Annotated in this window: 16 protein-coding genes and 1 tRNA gene; 10 read left to right on the forward strand and 7 right to left on the reverse strand. The window is 56.9% G+C overall.

The features are described 5' to 3' along the window. Positions 1–74 precede the first annotated feature (74 nt). Positions 75–2,243 carry a TonB-dependent siderophore receptor gene (locus INR77_RS14520; protein WP_255573808.1) on the forward strand — a complete coding sequence of 723 codons (2,169 nt, stop codon included), beginning with the start codon at positions 75–77 and terminating at the stop codon, positions 2,241–2,243. 21 nt (positions 2,244–2,264) lie between these two features. On the opposite strand, the gene INR77_RS14525 is transcribed toward INR77_RS14520, so the two are convergent. Beyond that, on the reverse strand, positions 2,265–2,831 hold the full coding sequence (locus tag INR77_RS14525; RefSeq protein ID WP_223071722.1) for a (2Fe-2S)-binding protein: 567 nt from the start codon (positions 2,829–2,831) through the stop codon (positions 2,265–2,267). A gap of 57 nt (positions 2,832–2,888) precedes the next feature. Continuing rightward, on the reverse strand, positions 2,889–3,665 hold the full coding sequence (locus INR77_RS14530; RefSeq protein WP_223071723.1) for a class II aldolase/adducin family protein: 777 nt from the start codon (positions 3,663–3,665) through the stop codon (positions 2,889–2,891). A 151-nt stretch (positions 3,666–3,816) separates the two neighbouring features. On the opposite strand from INR77_RS14530, the gene INR77_RS14535 reads away from it, so the two are divergent. The 8 genes from INR77_RS14535 (at position 3,817) to acs (ending at position 14,371) form a co-directional block, all read left to right on the forward strand. Continuing rightward, positions 3,817–5,199 carry an MATE family efflux transporter gene (locus tag INR77_RS14535; protein WP_223071724.1) on the forward strand — a complete coding sequence of 461 codons (1,383 nt, stop codon included), beginning with the start codon at positions 3,817–3,819 and terminating at the stop codon, positions 5,197–5,199. Positions 5,200–5,292: 93 nt separating this feature from the next. Next, positions 5,293–7,695, forward strand: a complete 2,403-nt coding sequence (locus tag INR77_RS14540) for a chemotaxis protein CheA (RefSeq protein ID WP_223071725.1) — start codon at positions 5,293–5,295, stop codon at positions 7,693–7,695. Next, complete coding sequence (locus INR77_RS14545) at positions 7,692–8,132, forward strand: chemotaxis protein CheW (protein WP_223071726.1); 441 nt, start codon at positions 7,692–7,694, stop codon at positions 8,130–8,132. Before INR77_RS14540 ends, INR77_RS14545 begins: the two co-directional genes overlap by 4 nt. A 55-nt stretch (positions 8,133–8,187) precedes the next feature. Next, complete coding sequence (locus INR77_RS14550) at positions 8,188–8,553, forward strand: PleD family two-component system response regulator (RefSeq protein ID WP_223071727.1); 366 nt, start codon at positions 8,188–8,190, stop codon at positions 8,551–8,553. Beyond that, on the forward strand, positions 8,550–9,734 hold the full coding sequence (gene cheB, locus INR77_RS14555; RefSeq protein ID WP_223071728.1) for a chemotaxis-specific protein-glutamate methyltransferase CheB: 1,185 nt from the start codon (positions 8,550–8,552) through the stop codon (positions 9,732–9,734). Before INR77_RS14550 ends, cheB begins: the two co-directional genes overlap by 4 nt. Before the next feature lie 17 nt (positions 9,735–9,751). After that, complete coding sequence (locus tag INR77_RS14560; protein ID WP_223071729.1) at positions 9,752–10,609, forward strand: protein-glutamate O-methyltransferase CheR; 858 nt, start codon at positions 9,752–9,754, stop codon at positions 10,607–10,609. 161 nt (positions 10,610–10,770) lie between these two features. Further along, a complete protein-coding gene (locus tag INR77_RS14565; protein ID WP_255573809.1) occupies positions 10,771–12,315 on the forward strand; it encodes a bifunctional diguanylate cyclase/phosphodiesterase in 1,545 nt (514 codons plus the stop codon). 121 nt (positions 12,316–12,436) lie between these two features. Beyond that, positions 12,437–14,371 carry an acetate--CoA ligase gene (gene acs, locus INR77_RS14570; RefSeq protein WP_223071730.1) on the forward strand — a complete coding sequence of 645 codons (1,935 nt, stop codon included), beginning with the start codon at positions 12,437–12,439 and terminating at the stop codon, positions 14,369–14,371. A gap of 15 nt (positions 14,372–14,386) precedes the next feature. Here the strand turns inward: acs and INR77_RS14575 are convergent. After that, a tRNA-Arg gene (locus INR77_RS14575) sits at positions 14,387–14,463 on the reverse strand. 61 nt (positions 14,464–14,524) lie between these two features. Between INR77_RS14575 and INR77_RS14580 the strand changes: the two genes are divergently transcribed. Further along, entirely contained in the window at positions 14,525–15,406 is an 882-nt protein-coding gene (locus INR77_RS14580; protein ID WP_223071731.1) for a queuosine precursor transporter, read from the forward strand. Between the two features lie 11 nt (positions 15,407–15,417). On the opposite strand, the gene INR77_RS14585 is transcribed toward INR77_RS14580, so the two are convergent. Genes INR77_RS14585 through INR77_RS14600 form a run of 4 tightly spaced genes read right to left on the reverse strand, consistent with a single transcriptional unit; the run spans position 15,418 to position 21,341 of the window. Further along, the gene (locus INR77_RS14585; RefSeq protein ID WP_223071732.1) at positions 15,418–16,935 is read right to left on the reverse strand and encodes a Ppx/GppA family phosphatase; all 1,518 of its coding nucleotides are present in this window, start codon (positions 16,933–16,935) and stop codon (positions 15,418–15,420) included. Continuing rightward, positions 16,932–19,145: an RNA degradosome polyphosphate kinase gene (locus tag INR77_RS14590; RefSeq protein WP_223071733.1), complete on the reverse strand. Its 2,214-nt coding sequence runs from the start codon at positions 19,143–19,145 to the stop codon at positions 16,932–16,934. Before INR77_RS14590 ends, INR77_RS14585 begins: the two co-directional genes overlap by 4 nt. Positions 19,146–19,197: 52 nt before the next feature. Continuing rightward, the gene (gene virB11 / locus INR77_RS14595; RefSeq protein ID WP_223071734.1) at positions 19,198–20,220 is read right to left on the reverse strand and encodes a P-type DNA transfer ATPase VirB11; all 1,023 of its coding nucleotides are present in this window, start codon (positions 20,218–20,220) and stop codon (positions 19,198–19,200) included. Beyond that, entirely contained in the window at positions 20,220–21,341 is a 1,122-nt protein-coding gene (locus tag INR77_RS14600; RefSeq protein ID WP_223071735.1) for a TrbI/VirB10 family protein, read from the reverse strand. Before INR77_RS14600 ends, virB11 begins: the two co-directional genes overlap by 1 nt. Between the last annotated feature and the right edge of the window lie 9 nt (positions 21,342–21,350).

Below are 21,350 nucleotides of genomic sequence, written 5' to 3' on the forward strand. Positions count from 1 at the left end.
ATTCTCATTTTTTCCTTGCAGATGCGAATAGGTTTCAATAGCGGGTTCGTCGGATCAAAAAGACGAGGAACACATTGACACATTACCGCTTCAAGGCCGCACTCACTGTAACGTGCGCCGCAATTGCCTTTCCTGCTGTGGCCGAACCCAATCCCAATATGGAATATGTCGGCGAGGACATTCTGGTCAGCGGCGACATCCTGCAATCGAACGCGGTTGCCTCGGTCAAAACACCGACTCCGATTATCGACGTGCCACAAAGCCTTTCGATTACCACTGAGGAACAAATCGAAGAACGCGGTTGGGTCAGCGTTGGCGAACTGATCGATTACACCCCCGGTGTGAACAATTCCCAAGGCGAAGGGCACCGCGATTCGGTCGTCTTTCGCGGCATCCGCTCAACGGCTGATTTCTTCATCGACGGCAACCGCGACGACGTCCAATATTATCGCAGCCTCTACAACGTCCAGCAGGTCGAAATCCTGCGCGGTCCCAACGCGCTTTTGTTTGGTCGCGGCGGTGCAGGCGGCGTGCTGAACCGCGTCACCAAAAAGGGCGAGTTTGAAGAGAACTTTGCCGGTGGACAGGTCGCGGTGGACACCTTTGGCGAATACAGCATCTTTGCCGATCTCAACCTCTCAAGCTCCGAGCAGGTCGCCTTCCGCGTCAACGCAGCTTACGAAAGCCTCGATAATCACCGCGATTTCTACGACGGGGAACGCATCGGCTTTAACCCGACGGCGCGCTTTGCCGCAGGCGAGGACACGATCGTTGACCTTTCCTATGAATACGCAAAGCACGACCGCTTTATTGATCGCGGCATTCCAACAGGTGCCGATGGCCGCCCGGTCGAGGCCTTCACCGACATCACATTCGGCGATGCAGAGCTCAACTTCAACGAGTTGGAAGCGCATCTTTTCCGTGCGAATGTGACACACAAATTCTCGGACGAATGGAAAGGTGTCGCAAGCGCGTTTTACGGCGATTATGACAAGGTTTATTCCAACTTTTACGCCAGCGGTTACAACGAACTTGCAACGCCAGACGTGGTCACAACCGATGGCTATATCGACCGCACGGTGCGCGACAATCTCATCCTTTCAGGCAATCTCGTGGGTGAGTTTGAAACAGGCTCGCTTGGCCACACGCTTTTGATTGGCGGCGAATATATCCGCACCAATTCGAGGCAAGACCGCATCAACCCGGTGTGGAGCGACAGCCAGGATGACAATGAATTCTTCACGATCCAGCGCCCTTTGAACTTCCGCAATGGCGTGGGCGTTGCCGCCAATGGCAACCCGACCAGCGTCACTTTTGACCGTGCGGTGAGCCTCAATGACGACACCGATGTCGATATCGAAGTGTTCTCCCTCTTCGTTCAGGATGAGATTGAAGTCACCGATTGGCTCAACATCGTAGTGGGTGGCCGCTTCGACAGTTTCGATATCGAAGTGCTTGATCTTGCCGGCACCAATGGCCTTCGAACCCGCAAGGATGAAGAGTTTTCCCCTCGCGGCGGGATCATCCTCAAGCCGCAGGAGAATATCTCGGTTTATGCGAGTTATTCCAAAAGCTTCCTGCCGCGTTCAGGCGAACAATTCGCCAACATCAACGGCACGGCAAATGCGCTGGACCCTGATACCTTCACCAATCTCGAAGCCGGGATCAAATGGGATTTTGAACCCGGCCTCAGCTTCACGGCAGCCGTGTTCGACATCGAACAAAGCTCCCCCCAACCCAGTGACAATGATCCTGAAACGCTCGATGTCATCGACAGTACCATTCAAGGCTTTGAAATCCAGCTTCAGGGCGAGGTTCTGCCCGGCTGGAGCATTCAGGCCGGCTACAGCTACCTCGACGGGCGTCAGGTCGACAGTTTCGGGAACGCCGGGCTTCGTCCACGCGAATTGCCTGAGAATATGTTCTCACTGTGGAACAAGGTTGATGTGACGGACCGCTTTGGCCTTGGCCTTGGCATCACGCATCAATCGGAAAGCTTCATCACCAATGGGACGGTCAGCTACACCGGGCTTAATGGCGATGTGGTCACCACAAGAGCCATCCTGCCAGCCTACACGCGGGTTGATGCAGCCGCCTATTATGAAGTGAGCGAGGATTGGCGCGTTCAGGTGAATGTCGAGAACCTTACCGACACCACCTATTTCCCCAATTCGCACAGCACCCATCAGGCAAGCGTCGGCGCGCCGATCAATGCCCGCTTTGCGATCTCAGGGCGTTTCTAAAACTCTTTGAGAGCTGAGCTCTTACGTGCCGGAGTCTTCGGATTTCGGCACGGTTCTAAGCGCAGGGACCGCTTTGGCTGCATCGCTTGTGTCGATTGCAGGGGCAGGCGCGGCGCTGATGCTTTCTTCCCGGCGCGCGACACGCGCGGCCCGCTCTATCACGCTGACCAGCCGGGGAAAGACGCCGCAGCGGCAATCGTTAGGGATCGCCTCTTCAATGTCGGCTTTGCTTGGCGAAGGGTTGCGCGACAAAAGGCCAGCGGCGGCCATCACGATACCCGGCGTGCAAAAACCGCACTGGATTGCTTGTTCTGCCACCATGGCTTGCTGGACAGGATGAGAACGGTCGCGCGAAAGCCCTTCGATCGTGGTGATGAAGCGCCCCTCGGCCTCGGCCAGAGTGATCCGGCACGAGCGCAAGGCCGCCCCATCGACCAGCACCATGCACGCCCCACATTCACACGCTGCGCCCCCGCCTCCGTTTTTTGTACCGGTAAGGTTCGCCGCCTCGCGCAGCGCGAAGAGCAAGGGCATATCCGGGTCGAGATCAAATTCGAGCGGACGCCCGTTGATGGTCATACGCGGCACGACTTACCGTCGAGGTTTCTTGGTTGAAATGTTCATCTGTCCAACGAGGCGAGCACCTTAATTACGCCAGCTGTCGTCGATCTTGTCGATGCGGCGCTTCCACGCTTCGAAATCGAACACGCCTGCGCCGCCCTGACTGGCCATGACTGAAAGGTCGCGCTGGTGCACATCGATCACCTCTTGCGGCACCACTTTGGGCTCACCTTGTGAAAGGGTCGCGATTTGGATCTCGCAGGCGCGTTGCAGCGCCCACATCTTCACAAACATCCCCTGAATAGTGCCATCCATCACAACCGGACCATGATTGCGCAGCATCAGGATTGAGTGATTGCCGAGGTTTTGCACGAGGCGCTCCCCTTCCTCAGCGCGCACTGTCACGCCTTCAAAGTCGTGATAGCCGATCTGGTTCTGGAAATTGCAGGCGTAAAAGCTGATTGGCAGGAGGCCGTCCTTGTGGCTGCACACTGCCATGGTCGCGGTGGTGTGAACGTGGCAGATTGCATTGGCGCGTCCGCCCAGAACTTTGTGAAAATGCGCGTGCTGAGTGAAGCCCGCTTTGTTCACCATGTAAGGCGAGCCGCCGATATTGTTGCCTTCGACATCAATCTTGACGAGGTTGGAAGCGGTCACTTCATCGTAAAGCAAACCAAATGGATTGATGAGGAACGCACCCTCTTCTCCTGGCACAGCGATGGAGATGTGATTGTAAATCGATTCGCCCCAGCCAAGATGGTCAAAAATGCGGTAGCAGGCCGCCAGATCGAGGCGTGCTTGCCACTCTTGCGCACTCACTTTGCCTTCAAGGCTGCTGTCAGGCTTTAATTGCGTTGCCATCGGATCAATCCCTTCCTCTTGGTTCTCTTCGCGCTCCCTATCGCATTAATCCGACCAATCGGGCAAGCGTGTCTGATAGGAGGTACAAAGATAGGCCTTTGCGTGATTTACTTTGCGCAGGTGAGTTTGGCCCGATAAGCCAGCCGCTCCCATGAACAGTTCTAATAACCTCTCCCCTCAAAATGCGGCCGCCAAGCTGACCAAAGGTTCAATCCGAGGTCATTTGGTTTCGCAGACTTTGCCAGCGATTGTGGGCGTGACGGCGATCATGTCGATTGGCCTTGTCGATGCCTATTTCATCGGCAAGCTGGGGTCGCAAGAGCTTGCGGCCATATCCTTTATCTTCCCGGTCACAACGGCGCTTTCATCGCTTGGCGTTGGCGTAATGGTGGGGATCAATTCGGTTGTCGCAAGAGCCCTTGGCGAAGGCGATGAGGAACGGTGCGCGCGAAGGGCCAATTTCGGGCTCGTATTTTCGGTTTTGATCGGAATCCTCATTGGCGCAGCTCTTTATGCTCTGATCGAGCCGCTCTTCACCCTGATGAACGCGCCCGAAAATCTGCGCGGCCTGATCCTCGATTACATGGAGCCATTTGCGCTCGGCTTTCCGCTGGTGCTGGCGATCATGGGCTTTAACGGGGTCTTGCGCGGCCAAGGCGAGGCGAAAAAGACGAGCTATGTCTCGCTCACCTATGCAGCGGCCAACTGGGTGCTGGATCCGATCCTTATCACTGGTGCTTTCGGATTCGAGGGGTTTGGCATCACGGGCGCGGCTTATGCGAGCATTATCGGATACGGTATTGGCGCGGTCATGGCGTTTTTCCTTTTGCGGCGGACCGATATTCCGCTCGACCCCTCGCTCATTCGCAAAGGCAGTTGGACAGACCCTGCCGCCGCCATTCTCAAGGTAGCAGGGCCCGCGTCCTTCTCCAATTCGATCAACCCGATTGGCCTGTCGGTTCTGACCGCGATAATCGCCACGCAAAGCGAGGCAGCGGTTGCAGGGTTTGGTGCAGCAGGCCGATTGCAAAGCTTTGCAACAGTGCCCCTGCTCGCACTTTCGGGTTCGATCGGGGCAATCGTTGGGCAAAACTGGGGCGCGAGAGAATATGAACGAGCGCGCCGGGCTGCGCTTTACGCCTTTGGTTTCTGCCTTGCATGGGGCGTCCTGCTCGTCATTGTCTTTGTTCCACTTGCAGGCCAATTTGCGCGAGTTTTCACCAACGATCCGGCAGTGACCCAGGAATTTGTCTCGTACATCAACATCGCATCATGGGGTTATGCCGGTTTTGGTATCCTGATTGTCGCCAACGGCATTTTGAACGCGATCGACAAAGCGGCCTACGCCCTCACCCAATCTGCGGTGCGCGTGTTTCTCATCATGTTGCCATTTGCATGGCTGTTTATCGGGGAATGGGGTAGCGAGGCGGTCTTCTCGGCCGAGCTTGCCGCCAATATCGTTGGCGGAATGACAGGCGCAGCGCTGGCTTACTGGCTGCTAAAAACCCGCGCACCCGATAGCAATGGGTTGTAGCAATAGGTCTGGCCAGTAGGATTTCATTAACCATCCGCGTTCATAAGCCGTTTCGAGATGTAAAATCGTCTCGAATAAAGGGGCACGCTCAAGATGGACGACCTGCTGGCGGATTTCGTCGCAGAAACGCGCGAGATGCTGGAGGCAAGCTCAGGCGAGATCGTCGCCTGGGAGGCCGATCCAAGCGACCGCGCGCGCCTCGATACCATCTTCCGCTTCGTTCACACCGTCAAAGGCAATTGCGGCTTTTTCGATTTGCCCCGCCTTGCAGCGCTCAGCCACGCAGCGGAAGACGCACTTGCCGATTGTCGATCTGGACGGCGTAAACCGGACGGTGCTCTAGTCACAGCAGTCCTTGCAATCATCGACCGGATCGCGGCAATGATTGATGCGATTGAAGCGGGAGAAGACTTTGCGGGCGGCAGCGATGATGAATTGATCGCGGGACTTGGACTTGATGGCAAGGAAGCGCGCAACGCCGCATCTAGCCAGCATGAGACGGGCGCACCCGCCAAGCCAGAGAAACCGGAAACCAGCACCGCGCCCCTCCGCGAACGCGCAGTCACCCAACGCTCGATCCGCTTACCGGTCGAATTGCTCGACCGCGTGATGAGCGGTGTTTCCGACATGGTGCTGGCACGCAATGACTTGGCCAATCGCTTGCGCCAGGCGGGCACGCAACCGATGGTCGATGGACCGTTTGAGCGCCTGACGTCCATCCTCAATGATGTTCGCGACGCGATCACGCGGATGCGGATGCAGCGCATTGATACGCTATTCAGCGCCTTCCCGCGGCTCGTACGCGACCTCTCCCAGACATTGGGCAAAGAGGTAGCGATTGAGCTTAAAGGCGGGGATGTCGAGCTTGATCGCGAAATGATCGAAATGATCCGCGATCCCTTGAACCACATCCTGCGCAATTGCGTCGATCATGGCATTGAAGCGCCAGATGATCGCCGATCAGCCGGGAAAGATATAACGGGGTTTATTTCGGTTATCGCCCGCCAATCGGGCAATATGATCTCCATTGTTGTCAGCGATGATGGGCGCGGCTTGTGCGAAGAAAGCATCGCGCAAAAAGCGATTGCAATGGAACTTATGACACTGGCTGAGCGCAAATCCATGCGCAAGGAAGACATATTGCAAATGATCTTCCGACCCGGCTTTTCAACCGCGAAACAGGTGAGCAGCATTTCCGGACGCGGCGTTGGACTGGACGTGGTTCGCCAGAATCTGGAGCGCGTGGGTGGGACCATCCATGTCACCTCGACCAAGGGCGCGGGCACTCTTTTCACGCTCAAAATCCCGTTGACGCTCAGCATCATCACAGGGCTTAACGTTGAAGTCAGCGGTCAACGCTTTTCGATCCCGCAAAGCTATGTCGAAGAAGTCATTCACTCTTCGTCAAAGGCGTTTGATTTCGAGCGCGTAGGCGAGACGGGCCTTGTCACTTTCCGCGGCAATCGCGTGCCGTGTCTCAAGCTTGGCAACGTTCTGGATCTCCCGCCAAGCGAACTTGCCGATGAAGACCAAACGATGGTGATGCTCAGGCTGGCTAATGGCGAGCTGTTTGCATTGGCGGTCGATGAAATCCACTCGCATGGCGATATCGTAGTCAAACCGCTGGCTCCTGCGGTGATGCAGGCCGGCATTTACGCCGGATCATCGCTGCTTGATGACGGAATGCCTGTGCTTCTTCTCGACATAACCAACATCGCGATTGAAAACGATATCCTGTCCGATCTTCGAAGTCAGCCCTCAAGGCCCGACAAACGGGTCGAGGATGATGCAGAGAAAACATATGGCCGCGTCATGCTGTTCAACGATTTCGACGGCCGCCGCCGCGCTATTCGCCTCGAATTGGTCAAACGCATTGAAACCGTCCCGCTCCATGCAATCGACCGCTCGGGACCAACCCCGCGCGTCGTGATTGACGGGGTTATCCTGCCGATCGTCGGCCTTCCCGAAGGCTCGATTGAGCGCGATAAATTACGGTGCTTGCGGCTCAGCGATGGAAACAGCCAGCTTGCCTACGCGGTGAGCCAGGTGCTCGAAACGGCGGAGCTTTCCAACCCGCTCCAAACTGTAAACGACGATCCACTGGTCGAAGCGGTCACGCTTTTGGGCGAGAACACTGTCAGCCTTTCGGACAGCCACGAATTGTTTGCCCGTTTTGGTGAACGGCCGATGGAAGGCGACAAGCCTGTTTGCCGATTGCCCGAAGGCGAATGGTCCCATGCGATCCTCGCCCCGCTTCTAACCAATGCCGGCTATAACGTAACCTATGCCCTGAACGCAGGCGAAGACATCGCCATCTGGTTTGACGACGAATTCGAAGCAGCTGCCGCTCTCGATATGGAATTTGCGAGCCCCGTTGTGCGCCTTCGCGAAACCCCCGAGGCACCCGAAGGCTCACCCACCATATATCGCTATGACCGCGAAGGCTTGCTTGATGCCTTGAACAAAGCCCGGCGTGCAGGAGGAGCACTGCGATGAACACCCTTCTTGTGATGGCCCAAATTGCAGGTCGACGCTGCGCGATTGAAGCGCCGAATGTGGATGCGGTGATCGAGATCGGCGCAATCACTCCTGTGCCGCGTACCCCTGAATATATTTCAGGGATTACCGCCATGCGCAGCCAGGCGTTGACCGTGATTGATGCCCGCACGGCGCTTGGGTTCGACCAAACCGCATTTCCGGTCGACCACCGCGCGATTGTCGCAAGCCTCAACGGCGATCTTTACGCATTCAGGGTCGATATCATCGAAGACGTTTGCACCGCGATGAGCGAGCCTGAAACTGTACCGGGCGGGTTCGGCGAAGGCTGGACGCAAGTTTCACCAGGCCTCGTAGAAACACGGGTCGGCCCTGCACTTCTTCTCAACCTCAGCGCGCTTTTGTGTCCGGCAAAGCCATTCGAGGCTGCTGCCTGATGCTGCCATTACTTCTCTCTGCACTCCCTCGCCCCTCTTTTGCCAAGGTGGTTTCATGAAAAGCTGTCTCATTGTCGACGATTCCAAAGTGATCCGAAAGGTATCGCGGCATATTCTTGAAAACCTTGGCTTTACGGTCGATGAGGCTGAGAACGGGAAGCTTGGATTGGAAGCGTGCGACAACGCCATGCCCGATGTGATACTGCTCGACTGGAATATGCCGGTAATGAGCGGGATCGATTTTCTCACTCACCTTCGGCAACGCGATGGCGGCGATAAACCCAAGGTCGTGTTCTGCACCACGGAAAATGACGTCGAACACATCCGCGAAGCAATCAATGCGGGTGCTGACGAATATGTAATGAAGCCGTTCGATCACGAAACTCTACAGATCAAATTGCAGCTCGTCGGCTTTGCATGAACGCGCCTGCTTCACTTGGCCCGCGCGCCAGCGTGAGGCGTTTGGTTTCCTCGCGAAGGAGCGAACCGCGCATCCGCGTGATGATCGTTGACGACAGTCTGACGGTTCGCACGATCTTCAAACGCATGGTGGATCATGACCCACGCATGGAGGTCGTTGCCACCGCAAGCAGCGGCGAGCGCGCGATTACAGCGCTTGAAAAGGCAGCTGCTGATGTCGTGCTACTCGACCTTGAAATGCCCGGAATGGGCGGGATCAAAGCCCTCCCCCAAATCCTAAAAGCATCGCCTGATACGCAGGTGCTTGTCGTTTCCTCTCTGACAGCGCAAGGTGCTGAAACGACAGTTGAGGCCCTTTCGCAAGGGGCTGCCGACACTTTGCTGAAACCGTGTCCCGGCGAATTTACAGAACGCTATCGCAGCCAGCTGCTTGGCAAAATCACGGCGCTTGGGACCAAGAACAAATCCTCTAGCGCCGCGAAGGACATGACGCCTTGCGCGTCAGGCCAGACCGCTTCGCGTAAAAGCGAGGAAGGGCACAGCTTTTCGGCGAAGAGCCATAGAGCGCAGGCGATGGCCACAAATGTGAGCCACACCAGAGTGATAGCTATAGGCGCGTCGACGGGTGGGATTCACGCGCTCAACATATTGCTGAAAACGCTCACCCCTGCGTGCACGGCTCCAATCCTCATCACCCAGCATCTGCCAGCCAGTTTCATCCCTGTTTTTGCGCGCCAGATCGAAAACGCGAGCGGCAGGCCAACGCACATCGCACAAAGCGAAGCGGTGCTGCGTGAAGGGGAAATTATGCTGGCGACGGGCGACAGCCATTTGTGCCTTACTCGGCAGAAATGCCGATTGATCGCCTGCCCAAGCACCGAGCCTGCATTGAGCGGATGCCTGCCTTCGGTCGACCCGATGTTCACTAGCCTTGTCGACGCGTGCGATGGCCAAGCGCTGGGAATTTTGCTTTCAGGGATGGGCCGCGATGGCCTTGAAGGCGCTCGCGCACTCGTCAAGGCGGGCGGCGAGGTCTGGGCGCAGGATGCCGAAACCAGCGCGGTCTGGGGAATGCCGGGCGCGGTTGCGAAAAACGGTCTTGCCAGCCTTGTCGATACACCTCACGCGCTAGGTCTGGCGATCGTCGAGAAGCTTGCCCGGCAACGCGGCGCGGCCAGGTAAGCGGGGGCACGAAACCGATGGAACATAGCGAAGCCTCCTATCAGATCATCGTTGATCTTCTCTTCGAACGCACTGGCCAGCATCTTGCAAAAAGCCGTCAATGGCGGCTTGGCTCGGCTTTGTCGGAGATTTTCCGCAAACATGGCATCAAAAACCTCGATCAGCTTGTATGCCTGCTCGATGCGCCTCAAAGCCACGCCAAGCATGGCGACCTTGCAACTGAGGTCGTCGAAGCTTTGCTTAACAACGAAACCTATTTTTTTCGCGACAAGCCAACCTTCGATCAAATCCCGCAATTTGTCCTCCCGCAATTACGCGAACGCCGCGCGCACACTCGTCATTTGTCGATCTGGTGCGCAGGCTGCTCAACGGGCCAAGAAGTCTACAGTCTCGCCATGTTGTTCGAAGAGCAAAAAGAATTGTGGGAAGGCTGGACCATCAACCTGCTTGGCACTGACATCTCGCATGGAGCCATAAAGACCGCAAAAGCAGGGATTTACGGCCAGTTTGAAATCCAGCGAGGTCTTGGCGTTGGGCAAATGCTAGCCCATTTCACAAACACATCCGGCGGTTGGCAAGTTTCCGAAAAATTGCGTCAAAACACCCGGTTTGGCATCCACAATCTGCTCAACCAACCTCCGGGCAGGAGCACATTCGATCTCATATTGTGCCGCAATGTGCTTTTGTACTTTGGCGCAGGCAATCGCAAACTTGCCCTGCAACGCCTCGCTAAAGCTCTCGCGCGTGATGGGTTTCTCATGCTTGGCAATGGTGAGACGGCGTCTGTAAGTGGCGCCGGGTTCGCACTCTCGCCTGAACGCGCCAGTATCTTTGAAATCAATCCACAAAAGCGCGAAACCGTGAATGCCGCCTGATGCTTGAGCTTTGAGTTTTCGACTGGCCAGAGCCATATCACCCTAGCTGTAACTTTACGTATCATTAGCCAATCATCTTTATCGTGCTGAAGTGGCTAAAGCGCAGGATTACGCGGGCTTGACGCTCACTTTGGATCATTTGCGGCAACAAAGGAAGCAGCGTGCATAGACCGAGCAAACCGATGCGCCTGACGTCGCGAGGGTTAATAATCCTGCCGCTCGCAATCATATCCATCGTGGTCGCCGGGATTTCGGCCGTTCTTGTCGCAGCTGGTGCGCTCACTCTTGCCGCTCCCTCCCTGCCTATCATTCTTTCCGCCTTTGCCTTTGCAGCCAGCATCATCGGTGTTTGCCGCATGGGGCTCACAAACATGAAGGAGCTCGAACTTCTCGAGCGCACAGACCGCCTCACTCATCTTCCCAATCGCCACGCGCTGCATGAGGACATTCAAGCCAGCCTGGACACTAATGAGGAGGTTGCGATTGCCCTTCTCGACCTTGATGGTTTCAAGCAGATCAATGACCACTTCGGGCATACCTTTGGCGACGCTCTGATCACGCAGTGCGCGCAATTATTCGAAGGCATTTTGGGCGACGAGGCGGTATGCTATCGCCTTGGAGGCGACGAGTTTGCTGCGGTTACGACTGGCCCGATGTGTGGCACTATCCTTGAAGGGTTGTGCCGACGCTTGCTTGATCGGCTCAACGCGCCAGTCCTGGTTGGCACACGCGAACTTGCGATCGGGGCCAGCGTGGGCATCACGCATCGCACTAAAAGCGATGATGTGTCCCCTTCGGAATTGCTGCGCCGTTCGGACGTTGCGATGTATATGTCCAAGCGCGGCGGGAAAATGCGCTGCACGTGGTTTAATGAGAGCTTCGACCAGCACCGCGAGGCGATCAGACAACTCGAAGACGATCTTCGCGAGGGGCTCAAAAAGCGTCAGTTTTCGCTCGTGTATCAACCTCTTGTTGAGGCGGACAGCGAGCGCATAGTAGGCGTCGAAGCCCTGCTGCGCTGGAACCGCGACGATGGCGGGGAAGCACGTCCCGACCACTTTATTCCAGTGGCGGAGGAATCAGGCATAATCAATCCGCTTGGTCTTTGGGTTTTGCGCGAAGCAATGACCAAGGCATTGAAGTGGGGTGATATTTCGCTCTCGGTCAACATTTCCGCGGCGCAGCTGCGAAACTCGGATTTTCCGATCAAGCTCGGCGAAATTCTTGAGGAAACGGGATATCCGCCTGAACAATTGGAACTTGAGGTGACAGAAACCTGCCTCGTTCTTGATCCCGCTGTTGCTGAACGAAGCCTAAATGTGATCCGCGAATTTGGCTGTAGAATTTCGCTCGATGATTTTGGCACTGGCTACGCCTCCATCGGTTTCCTTCGCCAGTTCCGCTTTGAAAAGCTGAAGATCGACCGCACACTGGTAATTGAGGCAAGCCAGGATGAGAGCTTTAGCGCGATGATGATTTCAAGCATCGCGATCGCAAGGGCGCTTAACATGGCGGTCACCGCTGAAGGGGTCGAAACAAGCGAGCAAGCCGATCTGGCCAGGCTCGCAGGATGCGACCAGATCCAAGGCTGGCTCTTCCATAAACCGCATCCAGCATCCGAGATCGACAAGCTGATCGCACGGCAGGAAGAGGCGCATTGGACAGCCCAAAACGACAGACAACTTGACCATCGCAGGATTGCCTGAGGTCATCTCGTTTCAAGCGGGCAAAGACCAGCCTCCACATGGCGAAATCCGCTCGGCTAATGCTTGATCGGCGTGGGAAACCAATTAGGCTCCTCCTAAACGTTGAGAGAGGACCCTTCCCATGTCTGAGGCTGTGCAACCACGCCCGCAATCTGATCGCCCGACCCATTGTTCTTCACAGGCCTATGAAGAGGGCTACGCGCGTTCGATCACCGACTCCGATCATTTCTGGCTTGATCAGGCGGAGCGTTTGGATTGGGTGGTGAAGCCTTCCAAAGGCGGGGATTGGTCGTTTGATCCTGTGTCGATCCAGTGGTTTGAGGATGGCAAGCTCAACTTGTGCTACAATGCGGTGGACCGCCATGTTGAAGCCGGGCGCGGCGATACGACCGCGCTGATCTTTGAGCCCGATGATCCTGCATCGGCAGGCCGCAGCGTCACCTATGCCGAACTTCAGCGTGAAGTCATTGCCATGGCCAATGCTCTAAAAGCGATTGGCGTCACCAAAGGCGAGCGCGTCACCATTTATATGCCCATGGTAATCGAAGGCATCACCGCCATGCTGGCCTGCGCCCGGATCGGCGCGATCCACTCGGTTGTCTTTGGCGGTTTCTCGCCTGAAGCGCTGGCGGGCCGGATTGAGGATTGCGGGTCGCGCTTTGTCGTCACCGCTGATGAGGGGCTGCGCGGCGCAAAGCCCATTCCTCTTAAAGCCAATGTCGATGCAAGCCTCAAGCTTGCGGGTACGCAAGGGGTCGAGGCGGTGCTTGTGGTCAAGCATACAGGCAGCGATGTTCCCATGGTAGAGGGCCGCGATCACTGGTTCGCTGACGTTGCATCCGATGCGCCCGTCGATTGCGAAGTGATGGATGCAGAAGACCCGCTGTTCATCCTCTACACCTCCGGCTCCACCGGAAAGCCCAAAGGCGTGCTGCACAGCACTGGCGGCTATGGCGTGTGGACCGCGACCACCTTCCATTACATCTTTGACTACCAACCCGGTGAGGTGTTCTGGTGCACTGCCGATATCGGATGGGTCACCGGGCACAGCTATATCGTGTACGGCCCGCTTATGAACGGGGCGACGCAGGTCGTGTTCGAGGGCGTGCCAAGCTTCCCCGATCATGGCCGCTTCTGGGACGTAGTGGACAAGCACAAGGTCAACATCCTCTACACCGCGCCCACCGCCATCCGCGCTCTGATGCGTGAAGGCGATGAGTTCGTGACAAGCCGGTCACGTTCCTCACTGCGCCTGCTGGGCAGCGTCGGTGAACCGATCAACCCGGAAGCCTGGCGCTGGTATTTTGATGTGGTGGGCGAAGGTCGCTGTCCCATCATCGACACCTGGTGGCAGACCGAGACGGGCGGCTGTATGCTCACCACCCTTCCCGGCGCGCATGATATGAAGCCGGGGTCTGCTGGTCTGCCGTTCTTTGGCGTGCAGTTGGAACTGGTCGATAATGAAGGTGCAACGCTGACCGGCGCAAATGAGGGCAACCTTTGTGTAACCCACTCATGGCCGGGCCAGGCGCGCAGCGTTTACGGCGACCACGAACGCTTCGTGCAGACTTACTTCAGCACTTACACAGGCAAATACTTCACCGGTGACGGGTGCAAGCGCGATGAGGATGGCTATTATCGCATCACGGGCCGGGTCGATGATGTGATCAACGTCTCTGGCCACCGCATGGGCACCGCCGAGGTGGAAAGCGCGCTCGTGCTCCACAACAGTGTCGCAGAGGCTGCGGTGGTTGGCTATCCGCATGATATCAAAGGGCAAGGCATCTATTGCTACGTCACATTGAACGCAGGGCTAGAAGGCTCGGAAGATCTCTACGCAGAGCTTCGCGCCCATGTGCGTAAGGAAATCGGTCCCATCGCAACGCCCGATCACATCCAGTTCACCGACGGCCTTCCCAAAACCCGTTCCGGCAAGATCATGCGCCGCATCCTCAGAAAAGTAGCCGAAAACGACTACGGTTCGCTCGGAGACACCTCAACCCTCGCAGACCCATCACTGGTTGACCGCCTCATCGAAGGGCGATTGAACAGGTAGGAAGCTAAACGGGAATGGCGCGCCCTGCAGGAGTCGAACCTGCGGCCTCAGGATTAGAAGTCCCGTGCTCTATCCAGCTGAGCTAAGGGCGCGCATCCGATGCGCCCATAGCGCGCTTTGCGCGAGTTTCAAATCGCGCTAGTGCGACTGTTGATGGAAAATACCAACAATCCCGCACCCAATCATGCCCCTGACCGGGGCGCTGCGTTCGATACCGATCCTTATGACGGCATTCAGGCGACCAGCCACGCACCGGTGACGTTCAAATATTATGACTTCGTCATGGCCGCTTTTGTGGCGATCCTTTTGCTGTCGAACATCATTGGCGCCGCAAAGCTTACCTTCGTCGAAGTGGATTGGTGGCCCGTCGGATGGTGGCCCGCGCCCGAAGGCATTTTCATTTACGGCGCTGGTATTTTGTTCTTCCCGCTTGGCTATGTCATCGGCGACGTCCTGACCGAGATTTACGGTTTTGCGCGAGCAAGGCGCGTGATCTGGACGGGCTTTGCGGCGATGATCTTCCTTGCGTTCATGAGCTATGTCGTCGTCAGCCTGCCCGCCTTTGATGGCTGGACCTGCTTCGACGGCCCCAGCCCCATTGTCATGGCAAACGATCCCGGCGCACCCACGGGAGCGGTTTGTCAGGAAACCTATAACGCAACCTTCGGCAATGCCTGGCGGATTGTCGTTGCCTCGATCACCGCCTTTTGGGCCGGAGAATTCGTCAATTCCTATGTCATGGCAAAAATGAAGGTCTGGACCAAAGGCAAGGCGCTATGGACACGCACCATCGGTTCAACGGTTGTAGGGCAAGGCGTTGACAGTCTGATCTTTTACCCCATCGCCTTTTTCGGCATCTGGTCATCTCAAGCGATTGTCACTGTGATGGTCACCAATTGGCTGCTCAAAGTCATCTGGGAGGCAGCACTCACTCCAGTGACTTATCTGGTGGTCGGCAAATTGAAGAAAGCAGAAGGCGTGGATTTGTTCGATACAGACACCAACTTTTCGCCCTTTTCGGCTAAGGATAACTGATCGTCTGCGATCTACAGGATATCGCCGGGCACGATTTTGGCTTCCCATTCGAGGCCAAGCTGATCGGCGAGAAGTTTCAGATCCTTCTCGGTTGAATAGCCGAAAAGCGCGCCCTGGCTTTCAGCTAAACGAAGAACGAGCCTGTCCCCTTCAATCGTCAGGCGGCTTTCCTGAAACGAATGTCGCGAACTTGCACCGAGCCTGCGCGCCAGGCGTACAGCAAAACCCCAGACTATCGCTTCATCAAGCGCCTCTTTTCCGGCCAGCGCTGTCACCTCTTCAGGCAGATTGAGGGCATTGCCATTGGCAGCGATCGCTGCTGCGAGCATCGCGCGGTCTTTACCCTCAACTGCAATCCAGCGTTTGTGCAAAGCCCAATCGAGCGCAATCGGAAGTCTGATATTGGGCTCGATCTGCATCGAGGCAAGCGAGAGCATGATTGCCGCCATTCGCAAACGTTCGCTCCCATGTTTGCGCGAGGGCGCGGCGTCCACGGTCCAACTGGCTATACGCGTTGCAAGGGTCGCAGGCGCGCCGCGCTGAGCTGCGAAAACCGATACGCCGGCAAGCAATGGATCAAGCGATTTGCTGTGATCGGCAAGACCATCATACAACAGGCCTTCCCTCAGCCCCCATGAAGAAAAGACGATTTTGGAAGGAGCAAAACGAGCCAGCATCGCCTCAGCGAGAACCGATGTGTCGGGAAGCTTCTCAGCGCGCATGGAGGAAATGCGCTCGCGCGATGCAAGACTTTCGACTGTCTCATTGGCGAGCGCCTTGCCGAGCAGTTTCTTTGCCTCTTTCGCAGAAAGTTCAAAGCCATGCGGATCGCTTAAAGGGTGGCCCTGCTCCTGCATGGCGTACACTGCCATTGTCCGCAAAGTCCCCCCCACGAGGTAAAGTGGCTCTCCCTTTGCCACATCGGGCGCGCCTTTCTTGAGTATCTTTTCAAGGGTCTTGCGCATCTCGCCGCGCGATTCACCGCGAAGCTCAGCCAAGCGCAGGGTGCCAAGTGGCAAGGATACCGCATTGCTGGGCCCATCCTCGCTGAGCCTTACAAGTTCCAGGCTCCCCCCGCCCAGATCCGCAACCATTCCGCGCGCTCCGGGAAAGGCGCCAAGCACGCCTTGTGCGCTTAAGAAGCCTTCCTTCTCGCCCGTGATAATCTTAGGTTTGAAGCCGATTGCCTTGAGCTGCTTGATAAATTCAGGCCCATTGCTCGCCTCACGGACAGCTGCTGTCGCAACCGTCGACACATCCTTGACCTTGAGGTTATCAAGCAGAAGCGCAAACCGTCTAAGACCCCGCAAAGCAAGCGCAATCGCTTCATCTGCAAGCACACCTTTGCTTGCAATATCGCGGCCAAGTTTGGCGGTGACCTTTTCGTTGAGAAGCACAGTTGGCGCGCGCATTGAGCCGCCATAGATAACCATGCGCACCGTGTTTGAGCCAATATCGATAATTGCCCGCCCCGGCTTGTTGCCTGAAAGCGTCCCGTCGAGCCTGCCCCTGACCTTAGCGCTGCTCACCCAGCACGGCCTTTGCGCAAGGATAGCTTTGGCACGCCGCCCGCCTCTAATGCGCCGCCGCGCCCGGAAAGGGATGGGTTCGTCATAAAGTAACGGTGACAGTTAAACGGCTTGCTGTCACCTTCTGGTGGTGCTTGGACCCGTGTGTAACTTCCATCTGCGTGAAGCCACCAGCTTTGCTCGACATCAAGCATATTGGCGAGCAACACCTGTTGCAGCACCTGATCGTGGACCGTGCGATTGAGCATCGGAATAAGCGTCTCGACCCGGCGATCCAGATTGCGCTCCATCAGGTCAGCGGAGCCGATGAACACGGCTGCATCTGGCGAAGGCATCGGCTTACCGTTTGCAAAAGCGTAAATCCGGCTATGTTCTAAAAACCGCCCGATGATGGATTTGACCCTGATGTTTTCAGACAATCCCTCTACGCCGGGCTTCAGGCAGCATATGCCGCGCACGACCAGTTCAATTTTCACTCCGGCACTGCTTGCGGCATAGAGGCGATCAATCATGCCTTGATCGGTGATCTGGTTGCATTTCATCCAGATCGCCGCAGGCTTCGCCCGCTTTGCGTTGGCAATCTCGGCATCGATATGCGCGAAAATCGTCTCGCGCAGGTTAAGCGGTGCAATCGCGATATGCCCAAGCCCGACCGGTTCGACGTATCCGGTCACGAAATTCATCAACTTGGCCGCATCCTGTGCAAGCTTCGGGTCTGCGGTAAAGAAGCTCAAATCGGTGTAAATTTTCGCGGTGACAGGGTGATAATTGCCTGTCCCGAAGTGGCAATAAGTGCGAAATCCGCTTTCCTCGCGCCGCACCACCATCGCAATTTTTGCGTGCGTTTTCCAATCGGTAAAACCGTAGATCACCTGAACCCCGGCACGTTCAAGCTTCGCTGCCCATTTAAGGTTCTGCTCCTCATCGAACCGCGCCTTAAGCTCAACAACGGCCGTTACTGATTTCCCGTTCTCTGCTGCCTCGATGAGCGCGTTAATTACGGCTGATTGCTCACCTGCACGATAAAGCGTCTGCTTGATGGCAACCACATCCGGGTCGGCGGCCGCCTGACGCACGAAATCGACCACCACTTCAAAGCTTTCATAGGGGTGGTGCACGATGATGTCTTTTTCGCGAATGGCCGAAAAGACATCCCCGTCATGTTCGCGCACCCGTTCGGGATAGCGCGGCGAATAAGCGTCGAATTTGAGGTCGGGTCGGTCTTCGCCAACAATTTCTGCAAGGCCATCTATCCCGATAATGCCGTCGGTCTTGATCACTGCTGCTTCGTGTACGCCCAATTGATCGAGCAGGATTTGCTCAGCTTGAGGATCGAAATCCTCTTCAATCTCCAATTGGATCACTTGGCCACGGCGGCGTCTTTGGATCGCGCTGCGGAACGTGCGTACGAGATCTTCGGCCTCTTCCTGGATCTCGATGTCGCTGTCGCGCAGGACGCGGAACAGGCCGTCACCTGCAATCGTGAAGCCGGGAAAGAGCTTTTTCGCATAGCGCTGAATTAGGGACGCGATTGAGATGTAAATCGCCTCACCTCCCTCTGCAATATCGCTTGGCACACGCACAAATCGAGGAAGAGCGGTGGGAATCAGGATCATTTGGATGATCTGCTCGCCATCCGCATCTCTGGTGAGCGTAAAAAGCAGGCCCATCCCTTCGTTGTGAACAAAGGGGAAAGGGTGCGCAGGGTCGAGCGCCTGAGGTGTGATGACCGGGACAATCTCTTCGAGGAAGAACGCTTCGAGCCACTCATGGGCCGAGGCCTCTACCCGCTGTTCATCGGCGATGTGAATGTCACTGTCTGCCAGCTGGTCGCGCAGCGTGCGCCAGATGTCTTGTTGAAGCACCGAAATCGCTGCAAGTTTCTCGCGTATGGCAGTCAATTGCTGACCGGGCGTGCGCCCATCAATTGCGGGCCGGTCAATCCCGCGTTGAGCTTGCCCTACAAGACCCGCGACGCGGATCATCATGAACTCGTCGAGATTGCTGCCCGAAATCGAGAGGAAGCGCAGCCGCTCCAGCAGCGGGTATTGCTCGTTGGAGGCCTCAGCCAGAACCCGCTCGTTAAAGGCGAGCCACGAAAGCTCCCGATTAAAGTAGGCATCGCCTCCGGGCGCAGTGACTTGCGTAGGGACGGAAGGCGGGCTTGCTGCGGAAACCTGTGGTTCTTCGAGAGGTGGCTGGCCAGTCATTGTACCCTCCCATTTAGAGCATGTTCAAAATTGTGCTAGCGTCTGGCTGAACTCAAAGGAGCGAATTTGAATCGGCAATCGCGGTGATACCGCGTTTGCCCGTCGCATCACGGCCCAATTGGACGATCACATCGATAACGCTTGCCGCGTATTCAATTGTATCCTGACGCGTGAGGCCGATCCCGGTCTGCATCACCATAAGCGACAATTGCTCCAACGCGCCGCGAAGTGAGTTGGCGTGGATGGTCGAAAAACTACCCGGGTGACCGGTGTTAATGGCTCGCAGAAAAGAGACGCTTTCCGCCCCGCGAAGCTCGCCTAGAACAATGCGGTCAGGGCGAAGGCGCAATGCCGATTGGAGCAGCTCATTGGGCGTCACCTTGGCCTCGCCAAGCTCGCCCTTTACCGCCACAAGGCCGACTGAATTCTCGCCGGGGAATTTGAGCTCCGGCGTATCTTCGACCATTACCACGCGCTCTTGCCGGGGGATTTCTCCGAGCATTGCGTTGAGGAAAGTCGTTTTACCCGTGCTGGTTCCGCCAGAGATTAGAATAGTGCGTCGATGCTGGATCGCCGCACGCAGGAAAGCGATAGGCTCCTGATTGGGGTCAGGCATTTGCACCTCGCGCTCACCGGCCAAAGGCCCCGTGTCATAGGCATCAAGCGGTAAGTCCAATCGGCGATGGCGGCGGATCGCCATTACCCAATGCTTGCGGCTCGCAGGTGGACCGCAGAATTGGACGCGCGCGCCATCTGGCAAGGTCGCGCCCAATAGCGGATGTTCACGGTTGATCCCTTGGTGGCTCACACGCGCCACCTGTTCGGCGAGACGCTGAACCAGCCGATCGTCGATCTCCGGTGTCTCCACCCGCTTCATGCCCGGATCGCTTGCGTCCTCGACCCAAACCTCACCTGGCGCATTGACCATTATCTCGGTCACACTGTCGCGCTCAAGCCAGCGTTTGAACGGTGCCAGATATGCATCGAGATAAACGCTGCGCTCGCCTGTGATTGGGGTGGCGGCTTGGTCACCTTGCGCGCCGTCACCAGCGATAGGATGGACGTCTGCGCTCATCAATTGACCGTCGAGAAATCCAGATCGCGTGCGGTAAATACGCGGATCGGTTCGCCTTGGCCAACGCGAATGGTCGGGCTGATTGCACCATCCTGCTGGGCCGCGATAGACGCAGCACTCTGCCCCGCCCCGCCGAGCACCACTGATGTCCCGCCAGAGGCAATCGTGCCAAGCCCGCCAACAACCGATAAAAGCATGGCTGAACCAAAGCGGCGGAAGAAGTGATTGTTGACCTTGCCCTCTAGGCCCGTCGTACCGTCAAAAGCGACCGCAGGCGAGGCTATGTTGACCGATGCGCCATCCGGACGGATCAGCCGCGTCCAGATGACATAAGCGCGCTTTTGCCCTTGCTGCACACCTGATTGGTATTGCCCGATAAGGCGCGATGAACGCGGGACGAGCACTTTGGTGCCGTCAAAGCTTTTAACGTCCTGACTCACCACAGCGCGCACATAACCGGGAACATCGGTGTTGATCGCGGTTTCAAGGATCGCAGGGATCATCGTGCCTTCGGTAACAGTGGTCGAAGGGTTTGTCATGGCACGCGCTTGCGCAGGCGCGCCGCCCACACCGCCGACCCGGCTTGCGAAAGCAGCAGCAGCCCCGCCAGCGCCCGTGTCACCGATAGAGCTGCCGGTGACAGGCTGCGGCGCGCCAGCTTCGGCCGCGTTAGTCGCCTGACGCGATGCAGCGCTTGCATCAAATACGAGCGATGGGCTGGCATAAGGATTGGCCTGCGGTCCAGCGGCTACGACAGGCGGATTGGCAAGGACAGGTGCAGGAGCAGGAGCAACCACAGGGGTCGCCGCTGGTTCTGGAACCTCTGCTGGTGCCATAGCTGGAGCCGTAGCAGCCACTGGCTCAGCTGCAGGAGCGTCCGGCGCAGGCTCAGGCATCTCAGCTGCATTCATCGCCCAAAAAGTTACCGCACCTAATAAAAAGACAAGAGCAACGCCAGCAGCAAGCCCCAGCCCTTCGGTTTTGGTCTTACGCTCTGCCACCGCGGAAAAACCATTGCGGCTCGCAAGGTCGATAACCTCAGCGCTTGTTTCCTCGCGCGGGTCGATGTCAGCGCCGGGGCCTTTTCCGGCTTTGGATGGAAGTCGCATTGCCAAACGCATTACCTCAGC

Origin of the sequence: Erythrobacter sp. SCSIO 43205 (genome assembly GCF_019904235.1) — a bacterium.
Classification (GTDB): domain Bacteria; phylum Pseudomonadota; class Alphaproteobacteria; order Sphingomonadales; family Sphingomonadaceae; genus Erythrobacter.